A 21,626-nucleotide genomic window follows, 5' to 3' on the forward strand; every position below is an offset into this window, starting at 1 on the left:
CAGCTTTTCTAGCTCTCATTACCTGTTCCACTTGACCGAAGAAGCGAGAAAACTCATGACACAGACAGACGAGAACCTCACCGGCGTTGCCGCCCTGCTGAACCCGAAAACCGACTACTACCAAGTCTTCGCCGATGTCGATGGTGAAGACCTCGAGTGGTGGCAGAAGGCCCGCGAGTTCATGGAGTGGGCCCGCCCCTCCCTCAACGAGTCGTGGGAGAAGGCCGAGTACAACATCCCTGCTGTTGAGGAAGCTGCCCGCCGCGGCCTGGTCACCGACGGCATCGAGATCGACGGCCAGCCCGGGATTTCTATCCGCGCTAACCGCCTGATCCAGATGGAGCTGGCGCGTACCGACGCGTCTACCGCCACCGCCCACATCGTGCAGTCCGGCCTGGCCATGCGTTCCATCTCCGAGTGCGGTTCCGAGGATCAGAAGGCTAAGTACCTGGGCCCGATGTCGCGGATGGAGATTCGCGGCGGCTTCGCCCTGACCGAGCCCGACCACGGCTCTGATTCGATCGGCCTGGAGACCTCCGCGCGCCGTGAGGGCGACGAGTGGGTCATCAACGGCGAGAAGAAGTGGATCGGCCACGGCTCCGTCGGCCACATCACGGTCGTGTGGGCCCGCGACGAGGAAGACGGCGAGGTCAAGGGCTTCATCGTCGACCAGGACCAGGAGGGCTACTCCGCCGAGACCATCACGGGCAAAGCATCCCTGCGCGGCATCCCCCAGGCGCACATCAAGCTTAACGACGTCCGCGTCTCCGACGACCGCCGCCTTCCCAACTCCCACACCTTCCGGGACACTGCCCGCGTGCTCACCGGCACCCGTATCGCGGTGGCCTGGGTCGCGCTCGGCATGGCGATCGACTGCTACGAAAAGGCCCTCGACTACGCCCAGCGCCGCGTGCAGTTCGGCCGCCCGCTGGTGAAGAACCAGATCATCCAGCAGCGCCTGGCCGACATGCTGCAGGAAATCACCTCCATGGCGCTCTACTGCCGCCGCCTGCTCGAGCTCGAGGAAGCCGGCGAGCTCAACGAGAAGCAAGCCGCCCTGGCCAAGGTCCACAACACCCGCGGCGCCCGCAAGGTCTCTGCCGACGCACGCGACATGTTCGGCGGCGTGGGCATCCTGCTGGAGAACGACGTCGCGCGCCACCACGCCGACATCGAGTCCCTCCACACCTACGAAGGCACAGACACGATGCAGTCCCTCATCGTGGGCAAGTCCATCACGGGTGTCAGCGCCTACCGCTCCTAGTCGGAAGGGGCGTGGCACCTGGCCAGCCCTCCCCTGCTGGCCCGTCCCGGCCCCTAATCCTCGAACAGTAGCGCTCGGAACGGGCCCTTAGTCGAGCTCGACTTCCAAGAGTGTCCCGTCCCGGTCCGCCACAACGGTGACCGGGTGACCACCGAAGAGATCACCGTCGTCGAATTCGATAAGTATCTCGCCTTTCTCCGGGACGATCACGCTCGTCGGGCGGAAACGCCTAGCGACGTCCCGCACTCTCCATTCCCGCGCGGGAGTGCGGCGGCCCTCAGCTTCGGCGACATCGTGGCGCCATTCGTTTGCCCTGGGCAGGGCCTCAGTGGCGGCGAACTTGCGGGCATCCTTGAGAAACTTTCGCGTGATAACGCGGTTCAGAACGTGCACGGCTGATGCGAACCGTTCTTCGTGCTGAGTCAGCCCCTGAGAGAGTGGATCCGGATCCTCATAGGGGATGCTGACATTGACACCGAGTGATTTTGCGTGCCCTTCGAAGGAGCCAACGAAGCCTCGTTGAATGGTCAATTGGCCAAGCTTTGTATTGATCACCCCATTCTTGGCCGCACCTGTGGCGATGTCCTCCAGCTCCGGATCCGATTGAGGAGAGATCACGTCCCACACCGAGAAGAGAAGCGCGGTCCCTTGCGCCCGATACTTGGAGAAAGGAGACAATGCCCCTTTCGCCCGGTACACCGTGAATGGTTTCAAATCTGCCATTTCACCGGGATCGAATGACATCTTCCCGTTCTTCGTGCGATTAACCTGCGGGTATGCGATGTTGATCTCACCTGTGTGCACCGCACCATCCGGAAGCGTTCGCACAACGAGACCATCCACATGCTCAAGTTTGACGCTAACGCTGTCCTCACCGAGAAGGTTGTTTCGGGCTCCCCGCGCAGGCACCTCAGTGAGAACGAGGAGGAACTCCAGTTCATCCCCCTTCAACAGTGATTTCACGGCAGGTTCATTCGGGAATTCGCTGTAGAAGGAGAGCACGGCGCCGATTTTAACCGCGACGGTTCAGTACCGAGTCGGTGTGACCGTCGGCAAGCTTCTTTGGCTAGTGGAACTGGCTTGCTGCATTTATCCCAGCGGTCTTCAAGGGAACGCGGCTAGGCTCGGCGAGAGTTCTCGCTTCCGTGTTTCTGAGAGGAATTCGTCATGAACTCAATCGGCAACCCCGCTCCTCTTCCCGCAGACCGCATCGGCCTGGGTTGCATGGGCTTCAGTTGGGGTTACAGCAGACCTGGCCAGCTGGACGACAATGCAAGCGTAAACACCATACGTGAAGCCTTCGATGCTGGAATCAGGCACTTCGATACCAGCGACATGTACGGAGCCGGCCACAATGAAGAACTCGTAGGCAAGGCCTTTGCAAACAACTCGGATGTCTACATCGCTACGAAGGGCGGCATCGTCGTCGACAGTGTCGAACCCTTGCAGATGCATGTTGATGGTTCCACCCAGTACCTCCGCGATGCCCTCGACGCGTCCCTGCGCCGGTTGAATCGTGAACATGTGGACCTGTACTACCTGCACCGCCTCGATGGAACCATTCCGGTGCAGGAACAAGTTCAGGTGCTTGCCGACGCTCAAGCCGCCGGGAAAATCCGCAATATCGGAGTGAGCGAACCGACCTACGACCAGTTAGTCGCTGCTTCCGAGGTAGTCACCATCGACGCGGTCCAATCTGAACTCTCAGTCTGGACCCGCGACCCGCTGAAAGACCAGCCCTCTGAGCACGCAGACAGCAAGACCAACGTCCTGCAGTGGTGTGAAGACAACGGGGCGTCTTTGGTGGCCTTCTCCCCGCTCGGCCGCGGTTACCTCACCGGCACGTTGAACACGTCCGAACTCATGGAGGGCGATTTCCGTAGTTGGATGCCACGTTTTACCCCGGACGCGCAGGAACGCAATGCTGTCATCCTTGAAACTCTTCAGCGCATCGCGGAAAAACACGGAGTGGCAACATCCCAGGTCGCTCTTGCCTGGGTGCTCAGCGTCAGCCCAGCGGTGAAAGCGATTCCAGGTAGCCGAAGCATTGCCCACATCGTCTCGAACTATGAAGCAGCGAACGTGCAGCTCGACGCCGATGACATCGCGGCGATCAATGACTTGCCCGAGCCAACCGAATCCCGGTACTGATGCCCCCTCAAGATTCGGTTGACTGTCTCATTGTCATCGATGCCCAAGAGTGGATTCTTGATCTCTGCGAGAATCAGTCCGTTCGCTCCAACCTCATCAGAAAGATTGCGGACACAGTTGATACCGCGCGCAACCACGGGACGGATGTGCTGTGGATCCAGTTCCGCACAATGGATGACTCTGACGGCGGCCCGCTCGGTAAAGCGCGTCTCTTGCCGGAATGCGGTTACCGGGAATCTGACCCCATCATCACCAAGTTCGGGATCGACGCCTTCTCAGACACCTCCCTGGACCAGGAATTGGGAGCCCGACAAACCGGACGCATTGCACTCGCTGGGTTCTCGACAGCTCACGCCGTGCTCGCTACCGCCTCCACGGCAGTGCGCTTGGGATATGAAGTGATCGTTTACGGTTCTGCCTGCAGTGCCCCGACAAAAGGCGAGCACGAACACGCTCTGCAGCAATTGTCCAGACTCGACTCAGTGACCGTCCTTTGACCTTGTAGAAGTGGCGCGCCTACGAAGTGTGCAGGTATACGGCTACATCGTTGAACTTCCCGCGTAGTTCCTCGCCCCTCGCTTCAACCCGCTCGAGAGTGAAACCAGCACGCTCTGCCACGGATCTTGAGGCCGAATTGTCTACTGCTGCTCGAATCTGAACCTCTTCCATTTCCGCACTGTGGGCGCTCTGCGTGACCATCTCAACTGCCCGCGTCACCAGCCCACGGCCGCGGGCCCATGGCGCTGCGCTGTAACCGATCGATGCAACAGCACACTGCTGTTGGATCCGGAGTTCGATGCTGCCCGCGTATCGCTCCTCCAGTACGAGTGCCCACCGGACAATGTCCCGCCCGGGCAGCTCGAGGAAAGACTCGAGGTGTTCCTGTGTGTAAGGGTGCGGAACATGCGTGAACCGGATCGTGTTCTCGTCAGTTACGGTCGCGAGAATATCCTCGGCGAGATCGGAAACCTCGTCTATCCGTATCCACGGCAGCAAGGTCAAGTCGCCGTCGGTGAGCTCGGTGTTTCCTAGTTCGCTTTGACATCCCACCACCCAATTCTTCCAAGCTCAACGACACGGACACAACCTGCCGGTCCTAGACGGGCAGATCTCGATTGCATATCGCTCCCCCAGCGGAGACGAAACCGCAGGTCAGAATTTCTGGCCGCGGCAAGGATGTCATCGAGATCTTGGTCCACAGGACGCACCCCGCCAGCACAGAAGCGCATGACAAAGGCCGGCCCCGAAATGATCCGGGGCCGGCCTATAGTCGTGGCGTCTCCCAGCGGTCGCCTAACAGCGCGGCGGGAGGCGCCGGGCAACCGCTAGTTGTTCAGCGGCTTGCGCGTGGTGGCCATAGCCACTGCACGATCGTGGTTCTCCTGGCGGGCCAGAACCTTGGCGGCAGCCTCGGACTGCCGCTTACCCAGCTCGTCCTCGGAGGCGGTGCCTTCACCGGCGAAGACGGAGGCGAGAGCCTCGCCGATGGCGGCGTCGGTCTCGGAGCCCTCGGTGTACTCGAGGGGCTCGTTCATCAGGGGGAGTTCGGCGTCGGCCGGGGCGGTGTAACCGTCGGCAAGCTTCTTCACCAGCTCCAGCGCGCCCTCAACGACGTGGTCCGGGGACTGGATGATCTCGTCGTTGTCACGCCAGAAGTCGATGTTCGCAGCCGGCACCGGCTTAACGGTGCCCAGCAACGCGTCGAACGCGACCTTGTGCGGGTTCGGCACATCGAGTTCCACCAGGCGCTCCAGCAGGCGCACCGGGCCGGACCAGCCCGGGAACAGGCCAACGTTGCGCTCCGGGAAGCCCACACGGGTCTCGGCGTGGATGACGGACGCGTCGGTGTGCAGCAGGATCTCCATGCCGCCGCCGAGCGCGACACCGCGAACAGCGCCAACAACCGGGTACGGGGCGGTGCGCAGTGCGCGGAAACCATCGATACCCTGCTGGATCGTGCGGCGAAGCGCCTCATTGTCACCCTCCGGGCCAGACAGCTTCGCAATGGTGCCCAGGTCGGCGCCGGCGGAGAACGCACGCTCCTCGTCGTTAGCGATGACCAGGCCCTTGAGGTCCCACTCGTGGGCGTGGGTCAGCAGCTCGGTGACGTTGTTGGAGTTGGAGTTCATCGGGGTCTTGTAGGTGAACACACCGAAGCCTGCGTAGTCGCCCTCACCGAGCTTGTACACAGCAGCGTCGTCGTTCTCAGCGACAACTTCAGCACCGTCGACCAGCTCTGCAACCTCGATCACGCCTTCGCGCTCCGGGAAATCGGTCAGGTTGCCGTCGGTGCCCAGCACCTTGCCGTCGGCGTAGAAGCCGCTTGCGTTCTTGGCGGACTCGAGGAGGGCGGGGGTGTCGTCGAAAAGCGATGCGACGTAGTCAATGCCAATGGAATCAGCGAGCTCGAACGGGCCCTTCTTCCAGCCGTAACCGAGCTGCATGGCGATGTCGATCTGATCGACGGTGTCGGTGATCTCCGGAGCGGTGTCGCAGCAGTACTTGATGAAGGTCTTGAAGACCTCCTTCGCGTACTCGCCTTCCGGCGTGCCAGAGTCCATCAGCTCCTTGGCGTCCTTCGGGACCTCGAAGGACTCCTTCGGGCGGTAGTCGCCGGCTTCGAAGTCGTAGACCTCGTCGCGGCCGCGGTAGAAGCCGGACTCGGCGGTGCGGCCGGTGAAGCCCTTGTCCAGGAGGGTCTTGAACTCGTCGCGCTCGACGATGTTGTAGTCGTGGTATGCGTCCGACTCCGGCAGGGCCTTCAGCAGCGAGCCCCAGATGCCCGGGACGAGCTGAATGCCCACGTAGTCGAACAGGCCGAAGATGCCGGTGCGGGGCACGCCGAACGGGCGGCCGAAAGCGACGTCAGCCTGCTCCGGCTTGATGCCCTGGTCGAAAGCGGTCTTGGCACCGACAGCCATCCAGAAGTTACCGATGCGGTTGGCAATGAAGCCCGGGGTGTCGCGGCAATCCACAACGACCTTGCCCATCTGGCGCTCGAGGACGTGGTGCATCTGCTCGTTGATCTCGGCAGAGGTCTCCGGGCCCTCGACGTACTCCACCAGGCGCATCACGCGCGGCGGGTTGAAGAAGTGGGTGATGGAGAAGTCGCGCTTGAACTCCTCAGACGCCTCACCCAGCAGGACCTCCAGCGGAATGGTGGAGGTGTTGGAGGACACCGGGGTGCCTGGCTTGCGGTGCGCGTCGACCTTGGCGAAGGTGTCGCGCTTGACCTGGATGTCCTCGAAGACAGCCTCCACGATCCAGTCGACCTCGCCGAGGCGGTCCAGGTGGTCCTCGGTGTTGCCCGGGGTGACCAGCTTGGCGTACTCGGGGCGCTGGAAACCGTGGCGCTTGATCTGGGTGTCAATGCCGTTCTGGGCGCGGCCGTCGCGGTCGCCTTCCTCATTCGGCAGGTCGAGCAGGTGAACCTTGATGCCTGCGTTGGCCATGTGCGCGGCGATGCCGGCACCCATGGAACCAGCGCCGAGCACTGCAGCAGTTGTGATGTCTTGAGCCATTTGTTTAAACCTCCAGTACGAGAGCGATGCCCTGGCCGCCGCCGATGCACGCGGTAACAAGGCCGAGGCCGCCGCCAGCGTTCTTCAGCTGGTGGATGAGCTTGGTGGTCAGGATGACGCCGGTAGCGCCGATCGGGTGGCCGAGAGCGATAGCGCCACCCTGGATGTTGGTCTTCTCGTTGTCGAAGCCCAGGCCGTCTGCGACAGCGATGCACTGTGCGGCGAAAGCCTCGTTGGACTCGATGAGCTTGATGTCGTTCAGGTCCAGGCCCGCCTTGTCCAGAGCCTTGGGCACAGCGCCGATCGGGCCGAGACCCATGGTGGCCGGGTCACAGCCAGCCAGGCCCCAGGAGACGATCTTCGCCATCGGCTCCAGACCGAATTCCTTCAGGCCGGACTCGTTGGTCATGACGGTGGCAGCAGCAGCGTCGTTAATGCCGGAAGAGTTACCCGCGGTGACGGTGCCTTCCTTGCTAAACGACGGGCGCAGCCCCGCCAGCTTCTCCAACGTGGTTTGGCGCGGGTGCTCGTCCGTGGTGAACTCGCCGACCGGAACGATCTGCTCTTCGAACTCGCCGTTGGCGATAGCGGCTGCGGCGCGCTCCTGGGACTGCAGGGCGTACTCGTCCTGGCGCTCACGGGAAATGCCCACCTTGGCCGCGATGTTCTCGGCGGTAATGCCCATGCCGCCGTTGCCCATCGGGTCAGTGAGAGCACCGGTGAGCCAGTCGATCAGACGGCCGTCGCCCATCTTGCGGCCCTGGCGCATGCCCTCGACGGAGTACGGAGCCTGGGACATGATCTCCACACCGCCGGCAATGGAGAGCTTCGCATCATCGGTCATCAGCTGCTGGGCAGCGGAGATGATGGCCTGCACGCCGGAACCGCACAGGCGGTTGACACCGTAGGCGTGGGAGCTGTTGGGCATGCCTGCCTCGAGAGAGACCGCACGGGAAGTGTAGTTGTCGCGCGGAATGGTCGTGACCACGTTGGCCCACACTGCAGAGTCGAAGTTATCAGCGGAAACGCCGGACTCCTCGATCACAGCCTTGGCGATGTGCGCGCCGAGGTCAATGGTCGGCGTCTTCGACAGCGAGCCGCCGAAGGTGCCGATCGGGGTGCGCTTGGCCTGGGTGATGTAAACAGCTTCAGACATGGAGCTCCTTAGTAACTTGTCGTGGATTACACATCCCCACAAGTATAGGAAAGATCACACCGCCAGATCACGGAAAACCAGCCGATTCCCAATGACCGCTCAGCTCTGGAATACTGCTCGCACTTATAAGCCGTTCCGCACGTCTTTGACCAGCAGTAATGGGCGAGCAGTATTCCAGAAAACCTCGAGCAGTATTCCAGGTCCTTAGGTCCCCAAGTGCTGCGTGGTCAGCAGTCCTCGGCGCTGACGCTCCAAAATGTCCGAACGCATCTGGACCACCAAAAACCACACGATGGCGAACATGATCCCCACAGCGCCGACGGACCAGTGGATGAAGAAACCGACCACAATCAGCGGCACCTGCAACCCCAGGTTCAACCACAGCGCGCCCGGCCGACGCTGCACGAAAGCGGCAATGAGGTGGGCGAAGCCCATCACGGTGACGAACACCCAGTTGAAGGTGGTCCACAACGCGCCTTCCTGGATTTTTAGGATCACGGTCAGGCAGAGGAAGATCGTGATGGCCTCCATGATGAGGGTTCCGGACATCACTCCGGACAGGCCCTTCATCGGATCCTTGACCGGCTCCTGGCCGGGGCCGAGCGGGCCGTACTCGATGTCGTCAGATCGACGAGACTCGCGCGGCTTGCGTGGCTTTTCGGATGTCATTGCGGATCCTTTCCAAACATCGCGCGTGCTTCACCCGCGGTGACCACCGAGCCGGTGATGAGCACGCCTGAACCGGATTGCACGCCAACTGCTTCGAGGGCTTCTTCGGCGAGTTCGACTGCCAGTGAGTAGGCCGACGGCAGGTGCTCTTCGACGTGGACCCGCTCTTCGCCGAAGACATCTCGGGCGATCTCGGCGAGATCGTAGGCGTCGGTGGCGCGCGGGGAAGACGTCTGGGTGATCACTACTTCACTCAAGACCGGCTCGAGGGCTTGGAAGATACCGAGGGCGTCTTTGTCGTCGAGAATGCCGAGCACTCCGACCAGCCGCGCGAACTCGAAATCGCGCTCCAAGGCTGCGGCGAGTGCGCGCGCACCGTGGGGGTTGTGGGTGGCATCGATGAACGTCGTCGGGGTGGAGCGGACGCGCTCCAGGCGACCCGGCGAGACCGCCGCGGCAAACCCGACGCGCACCAAGTCCACGTCGAGAGTTTTGCCGGCACCAGCGCCGAAGAACGCCTCCACGGCGGCCAACGCGACTGCCGCGTTGCGCGCCTGGTGTGGCCCGGACAGAGGCAGGAAGATCTCGTCGTACTCGCCCGATAGCCCGCGCAGTGTCAACGTCTGTCCACCAACAGCGACGGTGGAGGACTCCACGCCGAACTCCTGCCCCAGACGAGCCACCGCGCTACCGACCTCGACGGTGCGCTCAAGCACGACGCGCATGGCTTCGGGCTCTTGGTCCGCGACCACTGTCACGGACTCCGGGCTCTTCACAATTCCGGCCTTCTCCCCCGCGATTTGCTCGATCGTGTCGCCCAGGTAGTCGGTGTGGTCCAGCCCGATCGGCATGATCACGTCGACATCCGCATCGACGACATTGGTCGCGTCCCAGGTTCCGCCCATCCCTACCTCGACGACGGCAATATCCACCGGGGCATCAGCAAACGCCGCCAGAGCAATCCCGACAATCGCTTCGAAATAGGACAGGGGGTGGTCGGATTTGTCGTCGACAAGCTGCATGTAGGGCTTGATTTCTTCGTACACGCGCACGAAGTCGGCCGGATGAATGGGCGCGCCGTCGATACCGATGCGCTCCGTGACGGTCTGCAGGTGCGGGCTTGTGGTGCGGCCCACCCGCGCGCCGAATGTGCGCAGCAGCGATTCGATCATCCGCACCGTCGAGGTCTTGCCGTTCGTGCCAGCGACGTGAACGACCTTGAAGGACTGCTGCGGCTGCCCCAGCAGATCCATCAGCATCTCAATGCGCTCCAGCGACGGGTCCAGCTTCGTCTCCGGCCAACGCGCCCGCAGCTCCTCCTCCACGCGCGCGAGTTCTGCGAGGTCGCGCTCCGTCACAGGCTTATCGACGGTCTCCTCCCCCGTCTCCTGCCCGTCGCCGAGATTGAGGACCAGGCCGTCCTCGTCCATGTCGACGTTGAAGCTGTCGTCGCTCAAACTATCCTCCCAATCCGTCGAGGCGGGCGGTGACGCGCTCGACCTCTTCCTGCGCGACCTGTTGGCGGGTGCGGATCTTCGCCACAACCTCCTCCGGCGCCTTCGCCAGGAAAGCCTCGTTGCCGAGCTTCTTGCCGGTGGTCTCCAGCTCCTTCTGCGCGGCGGCGAGCTCCTTTTCCAGACGCTTGCGCTCAGCGGCAAGGTCGACCGTGCCCGAGGTATCCAGCGCCACATCGATCGTGGCTTGGCTCAAGCGCACCTCGATGCTTGCCGACGGCGCGAAGCCCTCCTCCGGAGCCTCCACCTTCGCGATCGACCGGACCAGCTCCTCCTGCCCCACCAGATCGGCTGCCGCGAAGTCGAGCTTCGCCGGAACCTTCTGCGAGGGCTTGACACCCTGGTCGGAGCGGAAGCGGCGCAACTCAGTGATCAGGGCGATTGCGTCCTCAATCCGGCGCTGCGCGGCCTCGTCGGGTTGCGCGCCGCCATTAATGTCCTCCGCTGTCGGCCATGGTGCCAGGCACAGCGACTCTTCTTCCGTGAGTGCTTTCCACAGGACCTCGGTGACGAACGGCATCGTCGGGTGCAGCAGGCGCAGGACCACGTCGAGGACGCGCCCGAGAACGATCTGCGTGTTGCGGCCGCGTGCGCGGTCCGCCTCGCTCGCAGCATCGATGTCGCGTGGAATCTGGGTCTTCGCGATCTCCAGGTACCAGTCGCACAGCTCGTCCCAGGCGAAGTGGTAGAGCTCCTCGTTGGCCTTGGAGAACTGGTAGTCGTCGAGAAGCTGGTCGACGTGGCCGCGCACCGTCTCGAGGCGGTCGAGGATCCACCTATCGGCATCAGTCAGTTCGCTGCGCTCGGGCAATGCCCCGAGCGCAGCACCGTTCATCAGCGCGAACTTCGTGGCGTTGTAGAGCTTGGTGGCGAAGTTGCGGGCAGAGGCGGCGTTGTCATCACCGATCGGCAGGTCGATGCCCGGGTTAGCGCCGCGAGCCAGGGCGAAGCGCAGTGCGTCCGCACCGTAGTCGCGCACCCAGTCCATCGGGTCGATGCCGTTGCCCAGGGACTTCGACATCTTCCGGCCCTTCTCATCGCGGACGAGGCCGTGGAGGAAGATGTGCTCAAAAGGTATTTGCGGACGGCCGTCGGCGCCAGAGTCGAGGACATCCGGGGTCTGCGTGCCTGCGAAGGTGCCGAACATCATCATGCGGGCAACCCAGAAGAAGAGGATGTCGTAGGCGGTGACCAGCACGGTCGTCGGGTAGAACTTCTCCAGCTCCGGGGTCTTCTCCGGCCAGCCCATCGTCGAAAATGGCCACAGGGCAGACGAGAACCAGGTGTCCAGGACGTCCGGATCTTGCTCGTATCCGGCCGGCGGCTCCTCGTCGGGGCCACAGCAGACAATGTCGCGTTCGCCGTTCTCGTCCTCGGGGCCATACCAGATCGGAATGCGGTGGCCCCACCACAGCTGGCGCGAAATGGTCCAGTCGTGCATGTTGTCCACCCAGTCGAAGTAGCGCTTGCTCAACGACTCAGGGTGGATCTCGGTGTCGCCGGAGCGGACAGCGTCGCCGGACATGCAGGCGAGCTCGTCAACCTTGACAAACCACTGCAGGGACAGGCGCGGCTCGATTGGCTCACCCGTGCGCTCGGAGTGGCCGACGGAGTGGACGTAGGGGCGGACTTCTTTGACGATCCGGCCCATCTGTGCGAGTTCCTCGCGAACTCGCACACGCGCATCGAAGCGGTCGAGCCCGTCGAACTGGGTGCCGGTGCCCGCGATGTGGCCGGTGGCGTCCATGATGATCGGCATGTCCAGGTCGTGGCGCAGGCCCATGTCGTAGTCGTTCGGGTCGTGCGCCGGGGTGATCTTCACGGCACCGGTTCCCAGCTCCATGTCGACGTAGTCGTCGGCGATGACCTTGATCTTCAAGTCGTCGCGGAACGGGTGGTCGAATTCCTGGCCCACCAGGTCCGTGTAGCGCTCGTCATCAGGGTGGACCGCGATGGCGACGTCGCCGAGCATCGTCTCAACACGGGTGGTGGCCACAACAAGGTGCGGCTCATCATCGTTGAGAGAGCCGTAGCGGATGGAGACGAACTCGCCCTCGACATCCTTGTACACGACCTCAATGTCAGAGACAGCTGTCTCGAGCACCGGCGACCAGTTGACCAGGCGGTAGTCGCGGTAAATCATCCCAGCGTCATAGAGCTGTTTGAAGATGGTCACGACGGCGCGGTTCAGACCGTCGTCAAGCGTGAAACGCTCCCGCGACCAGTCGACGGAATCGCCGATCGCCCGCATCTGCGAGGTGATGGTGCCGCCGTACTTTTCTTTCCACTCCCACACACGGCCGATGAATTCGTCGCGCCCGTAGTCGTAGCGGTCCTTGCCCTCGGTCTCTTTGAGCATGGCTTCGACCTTGGTCTGGGTGGCAATGCCAGCGTGGTCCATGCCCGGCAGCCACAGGACTTCGAAGCCCTGCATGCGTTTGCGGCGTGACAGGGAGTCCATCAGTGTGTGGTCGAGCGCGTGCCCCATGTGGAGCTGACCAGTCACGTTCGGCGGCGGCAGCACGATCGAGTAGGCGGGCTTGTCCGAGGCCGGATCAGCAGTGAAGTAGCCCTTAGCTACCCAATCCTCGTAGATGCCCTGCTCGATCTCCTGCGGCTCCCAGCTTTTCGGCAGGGAGTCAGCGCGGTTGGCACCGATGAGGGACTCGTTGAATGTCTTGCCGCTTTGTTCAGTCACGCAGAACAGTCTAGCGGGGTCGACGCTCGCGCTGATAAGGGGGAAAGCTCTAGAACAGCTTGTCCGCGATCTCCGCTTCCGCGCGCAGTGCCTCAATGTTGGCATCAATCCGCTCGCGCTGGAACTCGTTCAAATCCAAGCCTTCGACGACACTCCAGCGGCCGTTGATGCCGATGACCGGAAGACCGAAAACCAGGCCCTCGTCGACCCCGTAACTACCATTCGAGACCACAGCCGAGGTCACCCACTTGCCTTCGGTGCCGGCGACCCAGTCGCGCATGTGGTCCACAGCCGCCGACGCAGCAGAGGCCGCAGACGAGCGCCCGCGCACTTCGATGATCTCGGAGCCACGCTTAGCGACGCGCGGAATGAACTCCTCGACATACCAATCACGCTCCACACGGTCTTTCACTGGCTGGCCACCCACGGTCGCGTACTCAATGTCAGGGAACATCGTGTCACCGTGGTTGCCCCACACCGCGATGGACTCGAAACGGCTCGAGTGCTCGTCCAGCTGCTGGGACAGCATCGAGATCGTGCGGTTGTGGTCCAGGCGCATGAGCGCGTTGAAGTGCTCCGGGCCGACATCGGGGGCAGCTTTGTTGGCGATGTAGGCGTTGGTGTTGGCCGGGTTGCCGATCACCAGCACACGCACGTCATCCGCTGCGTGGTCATTGATGGAGCGGCCCTGGTCGATGAAGATCTTGCCGTTGGCCTCCAGCATGTCCGCACGGGATTCACCCTTGCCGCGCGGCTTCGCGCCGACGAGGAACGCGGCGTTCGTGCCGTCGAAAGCCTTCTTCGCGTCATCCGTGACGTGCAGATTGCAGATCTTGTTCAACGCAGAGTCGCCGAGTTCCATGGCTACGCCGTCGACCTTCTGCACGTTGTCCGGGATGTCCATCAGCGTCAGGTCCACCAGGATGTCGGGGCCGAACACTTCGCCAGCACCGATGCGCCACAGCAACGAGTACGCGATGTTGCCGGCGGCGCCGGTGACAGTGACTTTCACGGGTTGGTTCGGTGCAGTCATAGTGGATGATCTCCTTGCTGTAGCGTCTCACCCCCTGCCGGGGTTGTCCTCCAGGTCCATGCTACCCCCGTTCTTCTAGGGTTTTTCCACCCTGACTGCCCCGTTTACCCCCATATTCGCCCACCGTGCGAACAATTTAGGCAATCTTATGGTTGATCAATTAAGTATTTATCCCCCGGCCCCGAGGAGGCAGACGTGTCCGACCTGACCGCGCAGCGCAATCCGGTTGGCCACTCCGCGCCCGCAGTCAAGGCCCGCATCGAGCAGGCCGTCGATGTCGCGCTGCGCGAATTCGCTCGCAACGGGTACGCCGCCACCCGGCTGGAGACCATTGCTACGGAAGCCGGCGTGACCAAACGCATGCTGCACTACCACTTCGGCGACAAGAAGGGCCTATACGTCAGTGCCCTGCAACGCGCTGCATGGTCCTTCTCCCCGCCGCAGGAATTCCTCGAACGCACCTTCAAGGTGCCTGTTGAGGGCATCCGCCGCTTTGTAGACTCGATCTTCCATCAGATGGTCCAGCACCCGGACTCAATCCAGCTGTTCCTGCGTGAGAACCTCGACCCGGTTCTGGACAAGAGCGACGTGACCGCCATCTGGAGCAACATGGACATGATCCTCCAGATCGAGCGGTTACTCATGATGGGTCAGGATGCCGGAGCATTCCGTCCCGGTGTGTCTGCCTCTGACCTTGGCTTCATCATCGCCTCGATCGCGTTCTTCCGTGTGGGAAACAAGGACACGATGGACAGTTTCGGCGCGATCAACCTGTTCACCCCGGACAACACGGAGGGGATGCGGCGGCTCACCATTGACCTCGTGTTGTCGTTCCTGACCTCGACGATCCCCGACACTGGGCATAATTCTTACCTGACAGTGTCGCTGCCGAGGGACATGCAGGCAGGCTCGTCTGACTCTGAGCAGGGGGACGATGCGCTGCCCGTCGATTACAGCGTGGGCGAATCCGCCGACGACATTTACGACAACGGCAGCGGCGCCGGCGCCCTCTAAGCCGGGCACGCTGTGGGTCGAGCCCGCTGTAGGTCGAGCTCGCTGAAAGTCCCCGGCTTAAGCGGACTTCTTGGCGTCGCGGAGCACGTAGTCCGGCTCAGCGTCGTCGTTGACCACCGCATCAGTGATGACCACTTCGTCCACGTCATCGCGGTCCGGCAGGTCGTACATGATCGGGACGAGGATCTCTTCCATGATCGCGCGTAGGCCACGGGCACCCGTGCCGCGCTCCGCTGCCTTTTTCGCCACGGCATACAGCGCCCCGTCGTCGAACCGCAACTGCGCCCCATCCATGTTGAACAGGCGCTGGTACTGCTTGACCAGAGAGTTCTTCGGCTCAGTGAGCACGCGCACCATGGATTCTTCGTCGAGGTTCTCCACAGCGGCAAGAATCGGCAGACGGCCAATGAACTCGGGGATGAGACCGAACTTGACCAAGTCCTCCGGCTGCACCTGGGCGAGCATGTTGGCTTCCTCGCGCTCCGCGGCCGAATCGATCTCCGCGCCGAAGCCGATTCCCTTCTTGCCCACGCGTTCGGCGATGACCTTGTCCAAACCGTCGAAAGCACCCGCCACGATGAACAGGATGTTCGTCGTGTCCAGCTGGATGAACTCCTGGTTGGGGTGCTTGCGCCCACCTTGCGGCGGCACGGATGCAACGGTGCCTTCGAGGATCTTCAGCAGCGCCTGCTGCACACCCTCACCAGACACGTCACGGGTGATGGAGGGGTTCTCCGACTTCCGGGAGATCTTGTCTACCTCGTCGACGTAGATGATGCCGTTCTGGGCACGGTTCACGTCAAAGTCTGCTGCCTGCAGCAACTTCAGCAGGATGTTCTCCACATCCTCGCCGACATAGCCCGCCTCTGTCAGCGATGTCGCATCGGCGATCGCGAACGGCACGTTGAGCATCCGGGCCAGGGTCTGCGCCAGGTAGGTCTTACCCGAGCCTGTCGGCCCGAGCAGCAGAATGTTGGACTTGGCAATCTCCACGTCCTCATCCCGCTTGCGAGCCCCCGATGCAGCGGACTTCTCCGTGCGGACACGCTTGTAGTGGTTGTACACAGCAACGGCCAAGGTGCGCTTCGCGCGACCCTGCCCGATCACATACTGGTCCAAAAACGAGGTGATCTCAGAGGGACGCGGCAGGTGCCCGTCGTCGCTCGCCTCCTGGGCCTGTGCACCGGCCAGCTCTTCCTCGATGATCTCGTTGCACAGCTCAATGCACTCATCGCAGATGTAGACGCCGCCGCCGGCAATGAGCTTGCGCACCTGCTTCTGGCTCTTGCCGCAGAAGGAGCACTTCAGCAAATCCGAGCTGTCTTGCGTTACTGCCATGGGATGTGTCTCAACTCTCGCTTCTGTCTCGCCACTTAGAACTGACAACCTCAACGCTACCCGGCGGGTGGAACATTCCCGTCCGCCCCCGAGCAGAAAACATGTGAGGTTTCGGTCTCTCGAGTGTAACCGTCCGAGCCGCCAAAACCGGCATTGATCGCGCGTCTGCAGGATGCCGGTAGTTCGGGAACAATGAATGCCATGACAATCCTTGACGCAAAAGTATCCGGCAATGACAACAGTGAAAAGACCGTTGTCCTGCTGCCGTCCATCGGCACGACCCACGAGTCGTGGGATGCGCAGCTTCCCGCATTAGAAGACGAGTTCAAAGTGGTGCGCATTAACCACCGCGGCCACGGCGAGTCCCCCGTCCCGGCGGTCAATCTGGGCATGACCACGGTCGACGACCTCGCAAGCGATGTCATCGAGACCCTCAACTCGCTGGGCATTTCCTCCTGCGCAATCGTGGGCCTGTCCATGGGTGGTGCGATTGCCCAGCACCTCGCCGCAACGTCCGACTTGGTCGAGCGCGCGGTCTTCGCTTCTACGGCGACGTTCCTCGGCGGGGCCGGCAAGTGGCAGGAGCGCTCCGACACTGCCCGCAACGAGGGCATGGGCCCGATCGTGGATCCTACGGTGGACAACTGGTTCACGGACGGGTTCAAGGCAGAGCACGGTGATGTCGTCGATAAGTTCAAGGCCATGGTCGGCTCTGTCGATCCGGAGGCGTACGCGCAGTGCGGCGATGCCTTGGCCAAGTGGGGTTTTGATGAGCGCCTGCAGGAAATCACCGTTCCGGTCCTGGCCATCGCAGGTTCCGACGATCCCTCCACCGGCCCCGACAAACTCCGCGAAATCGCCGATGGAGTCACGGGCCCAAGCGAGATGACTGTCATTGAGTCTGCGTCCCACCAGGTGGCAACGGAACAGCCCGACATGTTCAACGAAGCTCTGGTCGCGTTCCTCAAGGTCTAAGCTTTACGACGTCTCCCCTCGCCCCGATCCGGGGCGTTTCCCCCACCACAACCGCGATCCCCGGCTATGTTTAAAGCATCCCGTTACTTGACGATGCAAGGAATATCGCCATGATCGCCCTCCCGCGCCTAAACACCCGCCGAGCAGCTGCTGCCGTCGGCGCAGCTGTTCTCCTCCCGCTCAGCCTCGCCGCATGCGGTGGAATCGAAGAACCCACTATCGACGACAGCGCCAACCCCGAATCCCTCGACCCGGTGACCATCACTGAGACAGTCGTCGATGAGGCCGATGCCGAGGCCGAAGAAGAACTGGTCGACGATGAGCCCGCCGATGAGGTGCCGGCAGAACAAGCTCCGGTCGGAGAGTCCGAGGACCCCATCGAAGTGTCTTGTTCCGCCGTAGCAGGAGACTTGGAGCACGACGGCAGGGTGCTCGGAGAATGTGACGGAGAATGGGCCTACGGCTACACCCCTCAGTCCGACGACTCCGTGTACTACATGCTTTCAGGCACCCACTGGGTGGAGATCCAGCCAGATGGGCAAACGTTCACCGGCTTCAACTGTTACGACGTAGACTCCTACGCAGACGCTGACGCACCGGCGTTCATTACTGACGGCATGCTGGAATGCGATTAAGAGTTTCAACGACAGACTTGCGGAACCAGTGCCGAGCGATTCATCCTAGGTAATTTGGCCTGTACAACTGTTGGTTGATTTGCCGGAGGCCACAATGACCACTCGTTCTGCAACCCACACTCTCAGCACCCTCGTCTGCGCGGCTCTACTTCCTCTCGGGCTAGCCGCATGCACCGAGGACGCCCCGCTTCCAGAACCCACCCCGAGTCCTGAGACCACAACGGAAACTGTCTCCGAGGAGACTGAACCAGAAACAGACGATAGCTCCACCACGGTCACAGTCTCCGAAACGGAAGAAGCATCTGACGCAGCCGCGGCTGCGGAACCGGCCGAATCCCCGACCGGCCCGTGCGAGTGGACCCCCGCAGAGGAAGGCGATATCGGTGACACCATCTCCACCTACTGCGACGGGCAGTTCGCCGTGATCGGGAAGTACCGCTCCGACAACGTGGAATACCTGCACTGGGACGGAAACGACTGGCAGCCAATTGAGCACGACGGACGCGATCCGGCGTCGAACTTCAAGTGCTACGACCACGACAAGGTGCGCGAGATGGGTGCGCCGGAAGAGTTCGTCGAAAAGCTCACTCCGTGCCATTAAGGCCGGTTCCAAGATTTAGTTCGCATGTTTGCATCGGCAACGAATTCTGACCTGGTCTTTTGGCTACCAAGATCAGGCCCGATGCAAACTAAATCTGCGGGACTAGAAGTCGTGGATCTGTTGCGGCGCCGGAACCGTTCCTCGGTTTGGCGCGTGAATGCGAATAAAGACAACGCCCCCGCGAATCCAGGCCGGTGAAGGCTGGACGCGGGGGCGTCGATAAGCGAAAAGCTCTTATGCGTTGAGCTTGCGGTAGTCGAAGACCTGGTCGATGATGCCGTACTCGACAGCTTCCTCAGCGGTGAGGATCTTGTCGCGGTCGGTGTCGATGCGAACCTGCTCAGCGGTGCGGCCGGAGTGGCGGGCCAGCGTCTCCTCCATGAGGCGGCGCATGCGCTCGATCTCCTGGGCCTGAATCTCCAGGTCAGAAACCTGGCCCTGGGTGCCCTGGGTGGCCGGCTGGTGAATGAGCACGCGGGAGTTCGGCAGCGCAGCGCGCTTGCCCGGAGCACCAGCAGCGAGAATCACCGCCGCAGCGGATGCGGCCTGACCCAGGCAGACAGTCTGCACGTCGGGGCGGACGTACTGCATCGTGTCGTAGATGGCCATCAGGGAGGTAAAGGAACCGCCCGGGGAGTTGATGTACATCGTGATGTCGCGGTCCGGATCCTGGGACTCCAGGACAAGCAGCTGCGCCATGATGTCGTTGGCGGACGTATCATCGACCTGGGTGCCCAGGAAGATGATGCGCTCCTCGAAAAGCTTCGAGTATGGGTTGGTTTCCTTCGTGCCGTACGACGACTGCTCGATAAAGCTCGGCAGGACGTAACGGGAGCTAGGCATCTGGAAAGACATATTTTCTCCTTTGAATCTCTGCCGGGTTAGTTGCTGATGGTGCCTTGGGCGTTGGAGATCACGTGGTCGACGATCCCGTAATCCTTCGCCTCCTGCGCGGTGAACCAGCGGTCGCGGTCCGAGTCCTTGGTGATTTGCTCGAAGCTCTGGCCGGTGTGCTCCGCGATGAGCTCCGCCATCTCTTTCTTCGTCTGCGCGAACTGCTCCGCTTGGATGGCGATGTCAGCTGCGGTACCACCCACGCCTGCCGACGGCTGGTGCATCATGATGCGCGCGTGCGGCAGAGCAAAACGCTTGCCCTTCGTGCCGCCCGACAGCAAGAACTGGCCCATCGATGCGGCCAGACCCATGCCGTAGGTGGCAATGTCGCACGGCGAGTACTTCATCGTGTCGTAGATCGCCATGCCCGCCGTCACAGAGCCGCCCGGAGAGTTGATGTACAGCGAGATGTCGCGGTTCGGATCCTCTGCGGACAGCAGGAGGATCTGCGCGCACAGCTTGTTCGCAATCTCATCGTCGACCTGCTGGCCGAGGAAGATGATGCGCTCACGCAGCAGGCGCTCGTACACCGAGTCACCCAGGTTCATGCCGGTGGCCGGGGTTGTCATCTACAGTGCTCCTTCTAAATCAGTTTTCGTTGCGTCTCAAGTAACGCCCCACCCTAGTCGCGGATTCCCGCCGGGTGGTCTGTGTTCGCTGTCAGCGTGCGGGCTAACGGCAAACCCCGGCAGACGGGAGAATGTCCAGCCTGCCGGGGTGCACGAAGATTTACTTCTCGTCTGCCGAATCAGCGTCTGCGGCGTCAGCGCCAGCAGCGTCTGCCTCGGCGGCTTCAGCCACGGCTGCGTCGGCAGCCTCTGCCTCAGCAACCTCGTCCTCGTCGAGTTCACCGAAGTACTCGTTCGGATCGATGGTGTTGCCGTCCTCGTCCTTCACGGTGGTGCGCGCGATAGCGGCGGCCAGTGCCTTGCCGCGGCGGACATCGGCGTAGAGATTCGCCACCTGGCCGGACTGCTGCAGCTGCATGATGAACTGGTTCGGGTCCATGCCGTAGGACTGGGCGGTGAACAGGATGTGGTCGGTCAGCTCCTGCTGGGACACCTCCGGCTCTTCCTGGTCGGCGACAGCATCGAGGAAAAGCTGGGTACGGATGGAGTCCTCGGCGTTCTCGCGGGACTCCTTGTCGAACTCCTCGCGGGTCGTGCCCTGCGCCTCGAGCAGCTGGGCGAAGGCGGACTCGTCGTGGGCCATCTGGCCGAGGATCTGGTGGAGCTGGTTGTGGACCTGCTCGTCGACAGCTGCGGTGGGCAGCTCGAAGGAGGACTGTGCCAGCGCGGCCTTGAGGACCTCGTCGCGGATGTCAGCAGCCTGCTGGTTCTTGCTGTTTTCCTCGAGCTGGGTCTTCGTGGACTCGCGCAGCTCCTCGACGGTGTCGAACTCGGAGGCCATCTGCACGAACTCTTCGTCGAGCTCCGGCAGGGTGCGCTCCTTGGTCTGCTGGACGGTCACGGTGATGGTGGCCTGCTCGCCCTTGTGCTCGCCGTATTGGATCTCGGACTCGAACTCAGCGGACTCGCCGGTCTTGAGGCCTTTAATGGCCTTGTCCAGGCCTTCCATGAGGTCGTCGCGGCCGATCTCGTAGGAAATACCCTCCGTGGAGGCTTCCTCAATCTTCTCACCGTCGACGGTTGCCTCGAGGTCGATGACCGCGAAGTCGCCCTTCTTCAGCTTGCGCTTGGTGTCCTTGAGTTCGCCGAAGCGGGCGCGCAAGTTGTCCAGCTCCTCGTCGACAGCGTCGTCGCCGACCTTGATCGACGGCACCGTGACGGAGATCTTGGAGAAGTCCGGAACCTCAATCTCCGGGCGGATGTCCACCTCAGCGGTGAACTCGACGTGGTCATTGTCCTCAATCTCGGTGATCTCGATCTGCGGCTGGCCCAGCACGTTCAGCTCGTTCTCGGTGACGGCCTGCTCGTAGCGGGTCGGCAGCATATCGTTGACAACCTGCTCGAGGATCGGGCCGCGGCCAAATCGGGCGTCGATAAGCTGGCGCGGAGCCTTACCGCGACGGAAACCCGGGATGTTGACCTGCTGAGCAATGGCCTTGTACGCCTGGTCGATTTCCGTGCCGAGCTCCTCGAAGGGAACGGTCACGGTCAGCTTCGCGCGAGTGTCGCTGAGCTTGTCCACGGAAGTCTTCAC

The 21,626-nt window shown here is 62.2% G+C and carries 19 protein-coding genes; 7 read left to right on the forward strand and 12 right to left on the reverse strand.

Annotated elements, in window-relative coordinates; all coding sequences use genetic code 11:
- Positions 1-55: 55 nt before the first annotated feature.
- On the forward strand, positions 56-1,264 hold the full coding sequence (locus KBX07_RS07440; RefSeq protein WP_255998173.1) for an acyl-CoA dehydrogenase family protein: 1,209 nt from the start codon (positions 56-58) through the stop codon (positions 1,262-1,264).
- An 87-nt stretch (positions 1,265-1,351) separates the two neighbouring features.
- Here KBX07_RS07440 and KBX07_RS07445 read toward each other — a convergent pair whose 3' ends face one another.
- Complete coding sequence (locus KBX07_RS07445; RefSeq protein WP_005289137.1) at positions 1,352-2,266, reverse strand: DUF2262 domain-containing protein; 915 nt, start codon at positions 2,264-2,266, stop codon at positions 1,352-1,354.
- Positions 2,267-2,431: 165 nt separating this feature from the next.
- On the opposite strand from KBX07_RS07445, the gene KBX07_RS07450 reads away from it, so the two are divergent.
- Both KBX07_RS07450 and KBX07_RS07455 read left to right on the forward strand, forming a co-directional pair.
- Entirely contained in the window at positions 2,432-3,415 is a 984-nt protein-coding gene (locus KBX07_RS07450) for an aldo/keto reductase (RefSeq protein ID WP_255998169.1), read from the forward strand.
- Positions 3,415-3,912, forward strand: a complete 498-nt coding sequence (locus tag KBX07_RS07455) for a cysteine hydrolase (protein WP_256023601.1) — start codon at positions 3,415-3,417, stop codon at positions 3,910-3,912. Before KBX07_RS07450 ends, KBX07_RS07455 begins: the two co-directional genes overlap by 1 nt.
- A gap of 19 nt (positions 3,913-3,931) precedes the next feature.
- Here the strand turns inward: KBX07_RS07455 and KBX07_RS07460 are convergent, their stop codons facing one another.
- The 7 genes from KBX07_RS07460 to KBX07_RS07490 form a co-directional block, all read right to left on the reverse strand.
- Positions 3,932-4,465, reverse strand: a complete 534-nt coding sequence (locus tag KBX07_RS07460) for a GNAT family N-acetyltransferase (protein ID WP_256003134.1) — start codon at positions 4,463-4,465, stop codon at positions 3,932-3,934.
- A 275-nt stretch (positions 4,466-4,740) separates the two neighbouring features.
- Positions 4,741-6,936 (reverse strand): 3-hydroxyacyl-CoA dehydrogenase/enoyl-CoA hydratase family protein, encoded by a 2,196-nt coding sequence (locus KBX07_RS07465; RefSeq protein WP_256023603.1) that lies wholly within the window; start codon positions 6,934-6,936, stop codon positions 4,741-4,743.
- Positions 6,937-6,940: 4 nt separating this feature from the next.
- Positions 6,941-8,092, reverse strand: coding sequence for an acetyl-CoA C-acyltransferase (locus KBX07_RS07470; protein WP_005289115.1), 1,152 nt, complete (start codon positions 8,090-8,092; stop codon positions 6,941-6,943).
- 204 nt (positions 8,093-8,296) lie between these two features.
- On the reverse strand, positions 8,297-8,761 hold the full coding sequence (locus KBX07_RS07475; protein ID WP_255998503.1) for a DUF4233 domain-containing protein: 465 nt from the start codon (positions 8,759-8,761) through the stop codon (positions 8,297-8,299).
- The gene (locus KBX07_RS07480) at positions 8,758-10,191 is read right to left on the reverse strand and encodes a folylpolyglutamate synthase/dihydrofolate synthase family protein (protein ID WP_256023646.1); all 1,434 of its coding nucleotides are present in this window, start codon (positions 10,189-10,191) and stop codon (positions 8,758-8,760) included. Before KBX07_RS07480 ends, KBX07_RS07475 begins: the two co-directional genes overlap by 4 nt.
- A gap of 28 nt (positions 10,192-10,219) precedes the next feature.
- Positions 10,220-12,982, reverse strand: a complete 2,763-nt coding sequence (locus KBX07_RS07485; protein ID WP_305083415.1) for a valine--tRNA ligase — start codon at positions 12,980-12,982, stop codon at positions 10,220-10,222.
- A 40-nt stretch (positions 12,983-13,022) separates the two neighbouring features.
- A complete protein-coding gene (locus tag KBX07_RS07490; RefSeq protein WP_256023606.1) occupies positions 13,023-14,006 on the reverse strand; it encodes a malate dehydrogenase in 984 nt (327 codons plus the stop codon).
- 195 nt (positions 14,007-14,201) lie between these two features.
- Between KBX07_RS07490 and KBX07_RS07495 the strand changes: the two genes are divergently transcribed.
- Complete coding sequence (locus KBX07_RS07495; protein WP_256023608.1) at positions 14,202-15,020, forward strand: TetR family transcriptional regulator; 819 nt, start codon at positions 14,202-14,204, stop codon at positions 15,018-15,020.
- Between the two features lie 57 nt (positions 15,021-15,077).
- On the opposite strand, the gene clpX is transcribed toward KBX07_RS07495, so the two are convergent.
- On the reverse strand, positions 15,078-16,358 hold the full coding sequence (gene clpX / locus KBX07_RS07500) for an ATP-dependent Clp protease ATP-binding subunit ClpX (RefSeq protein WP_256023610.1): 1,281 nt from the start codon (positions 16,356-16,358) through the stop codon (positions 15,078-15,080).
- Between the two features lie 201 nt (positions 16,359-16,559).
- Here clpX and KBX07_RS07505 point away from each other — a divergent pair, with 201 nt between their 5' ends.
- The 3 genes from KBX07_RS07505 to KBX07_RS07515 all read left to right on the forward strand — a co-directional run bounded on the left by KBX07_RS07505 (position 16,560) and on the right by KBX07_RS07515 (position 18,569).
- Complete coding sequence (locus tag KBX07_RS07505; RefSeq protein ID WP_256023611.1) at positions 16,560-17,333, forward strand: alpha/beta fold hydrolase; 774 nt, start codon at positions 16,560-16,562, stop codon at positions 17,331-17,333.
- 110 nt (positions 17,334-17,443) lie between these two features.
- Positions 17,444-17,968 (forward strand): hypothetical protein, encoded by a 525-nt coding sequence (locus tag KBX07_RS07510; RefSeq protein WP_256023613.1) that lies wholly within the window; start codon positions 17,444-17,446, stop codon positions 17,966-17,968.
- 94 nt (positions 17,969-18,062) lie between these two features.
- A complete protein-coding gene (locus tag KBX07_RS07515; RefSeq protein WP_255995666.1) occupies positions 18,063-18,569 on the forward strand; it encodes a hypothetical protein in 507 nt (168 codons plus the stop codon).
- 234 nt (positions 18,570-18,803) lie between these two features.
- On the opposite strand, the gene KBX07_RS07520 is transcribed toward KBX07_RS07515, so the two are convergent.
- From KBX07_RS07520 to tig, 3 genes are all read right to left on the reverse strand, one after another.
- On the reverse strand, positions 18,804-19,424 hold the full coding sequence (locus KBX07_RS07520; RefSeq protein WP_255998512.1) for an ATP-dependent Clp protease proteolytic subunit: 621 nt from the start codon (positions 19,422-19,424) through the stop codon (positions 18,804-18,806).
- 26 nt (positions 19,425-19,450) lie between these two features.
- Positions 19,451-20,032, reverse strand: a complete 582-nt coding sequence (locus KBX07_RS07525; protein WP_005289085.1) for an ATP-dependent Clp protease proteolytic subunit — start codon at positions 20,030-20,032, stop codon at positions 19,451-19,453.
- Between the two features lie 160 nt (positions 20,033-20,192).
- A complete protein-coding gene (tig, locus tag KBX07_RS07530) occupies positions 20,193-21,626 on the reverse strand; it encodes a trigger factor (RefSeq protein WP_256023615.1) in 1,434 nt (477 codons plus the stop codon).

Origin of the sequence: Corynebacterium sp. CCUG 70398, from assembly GCF_024454055.1 — a bacterium.
GTDB lineage: Bacteria > Actinomycetota > Actinomycetes > Mycobacteriales > Mycobacteriaceae > Corynebacterium > Corynebacterium genitalium.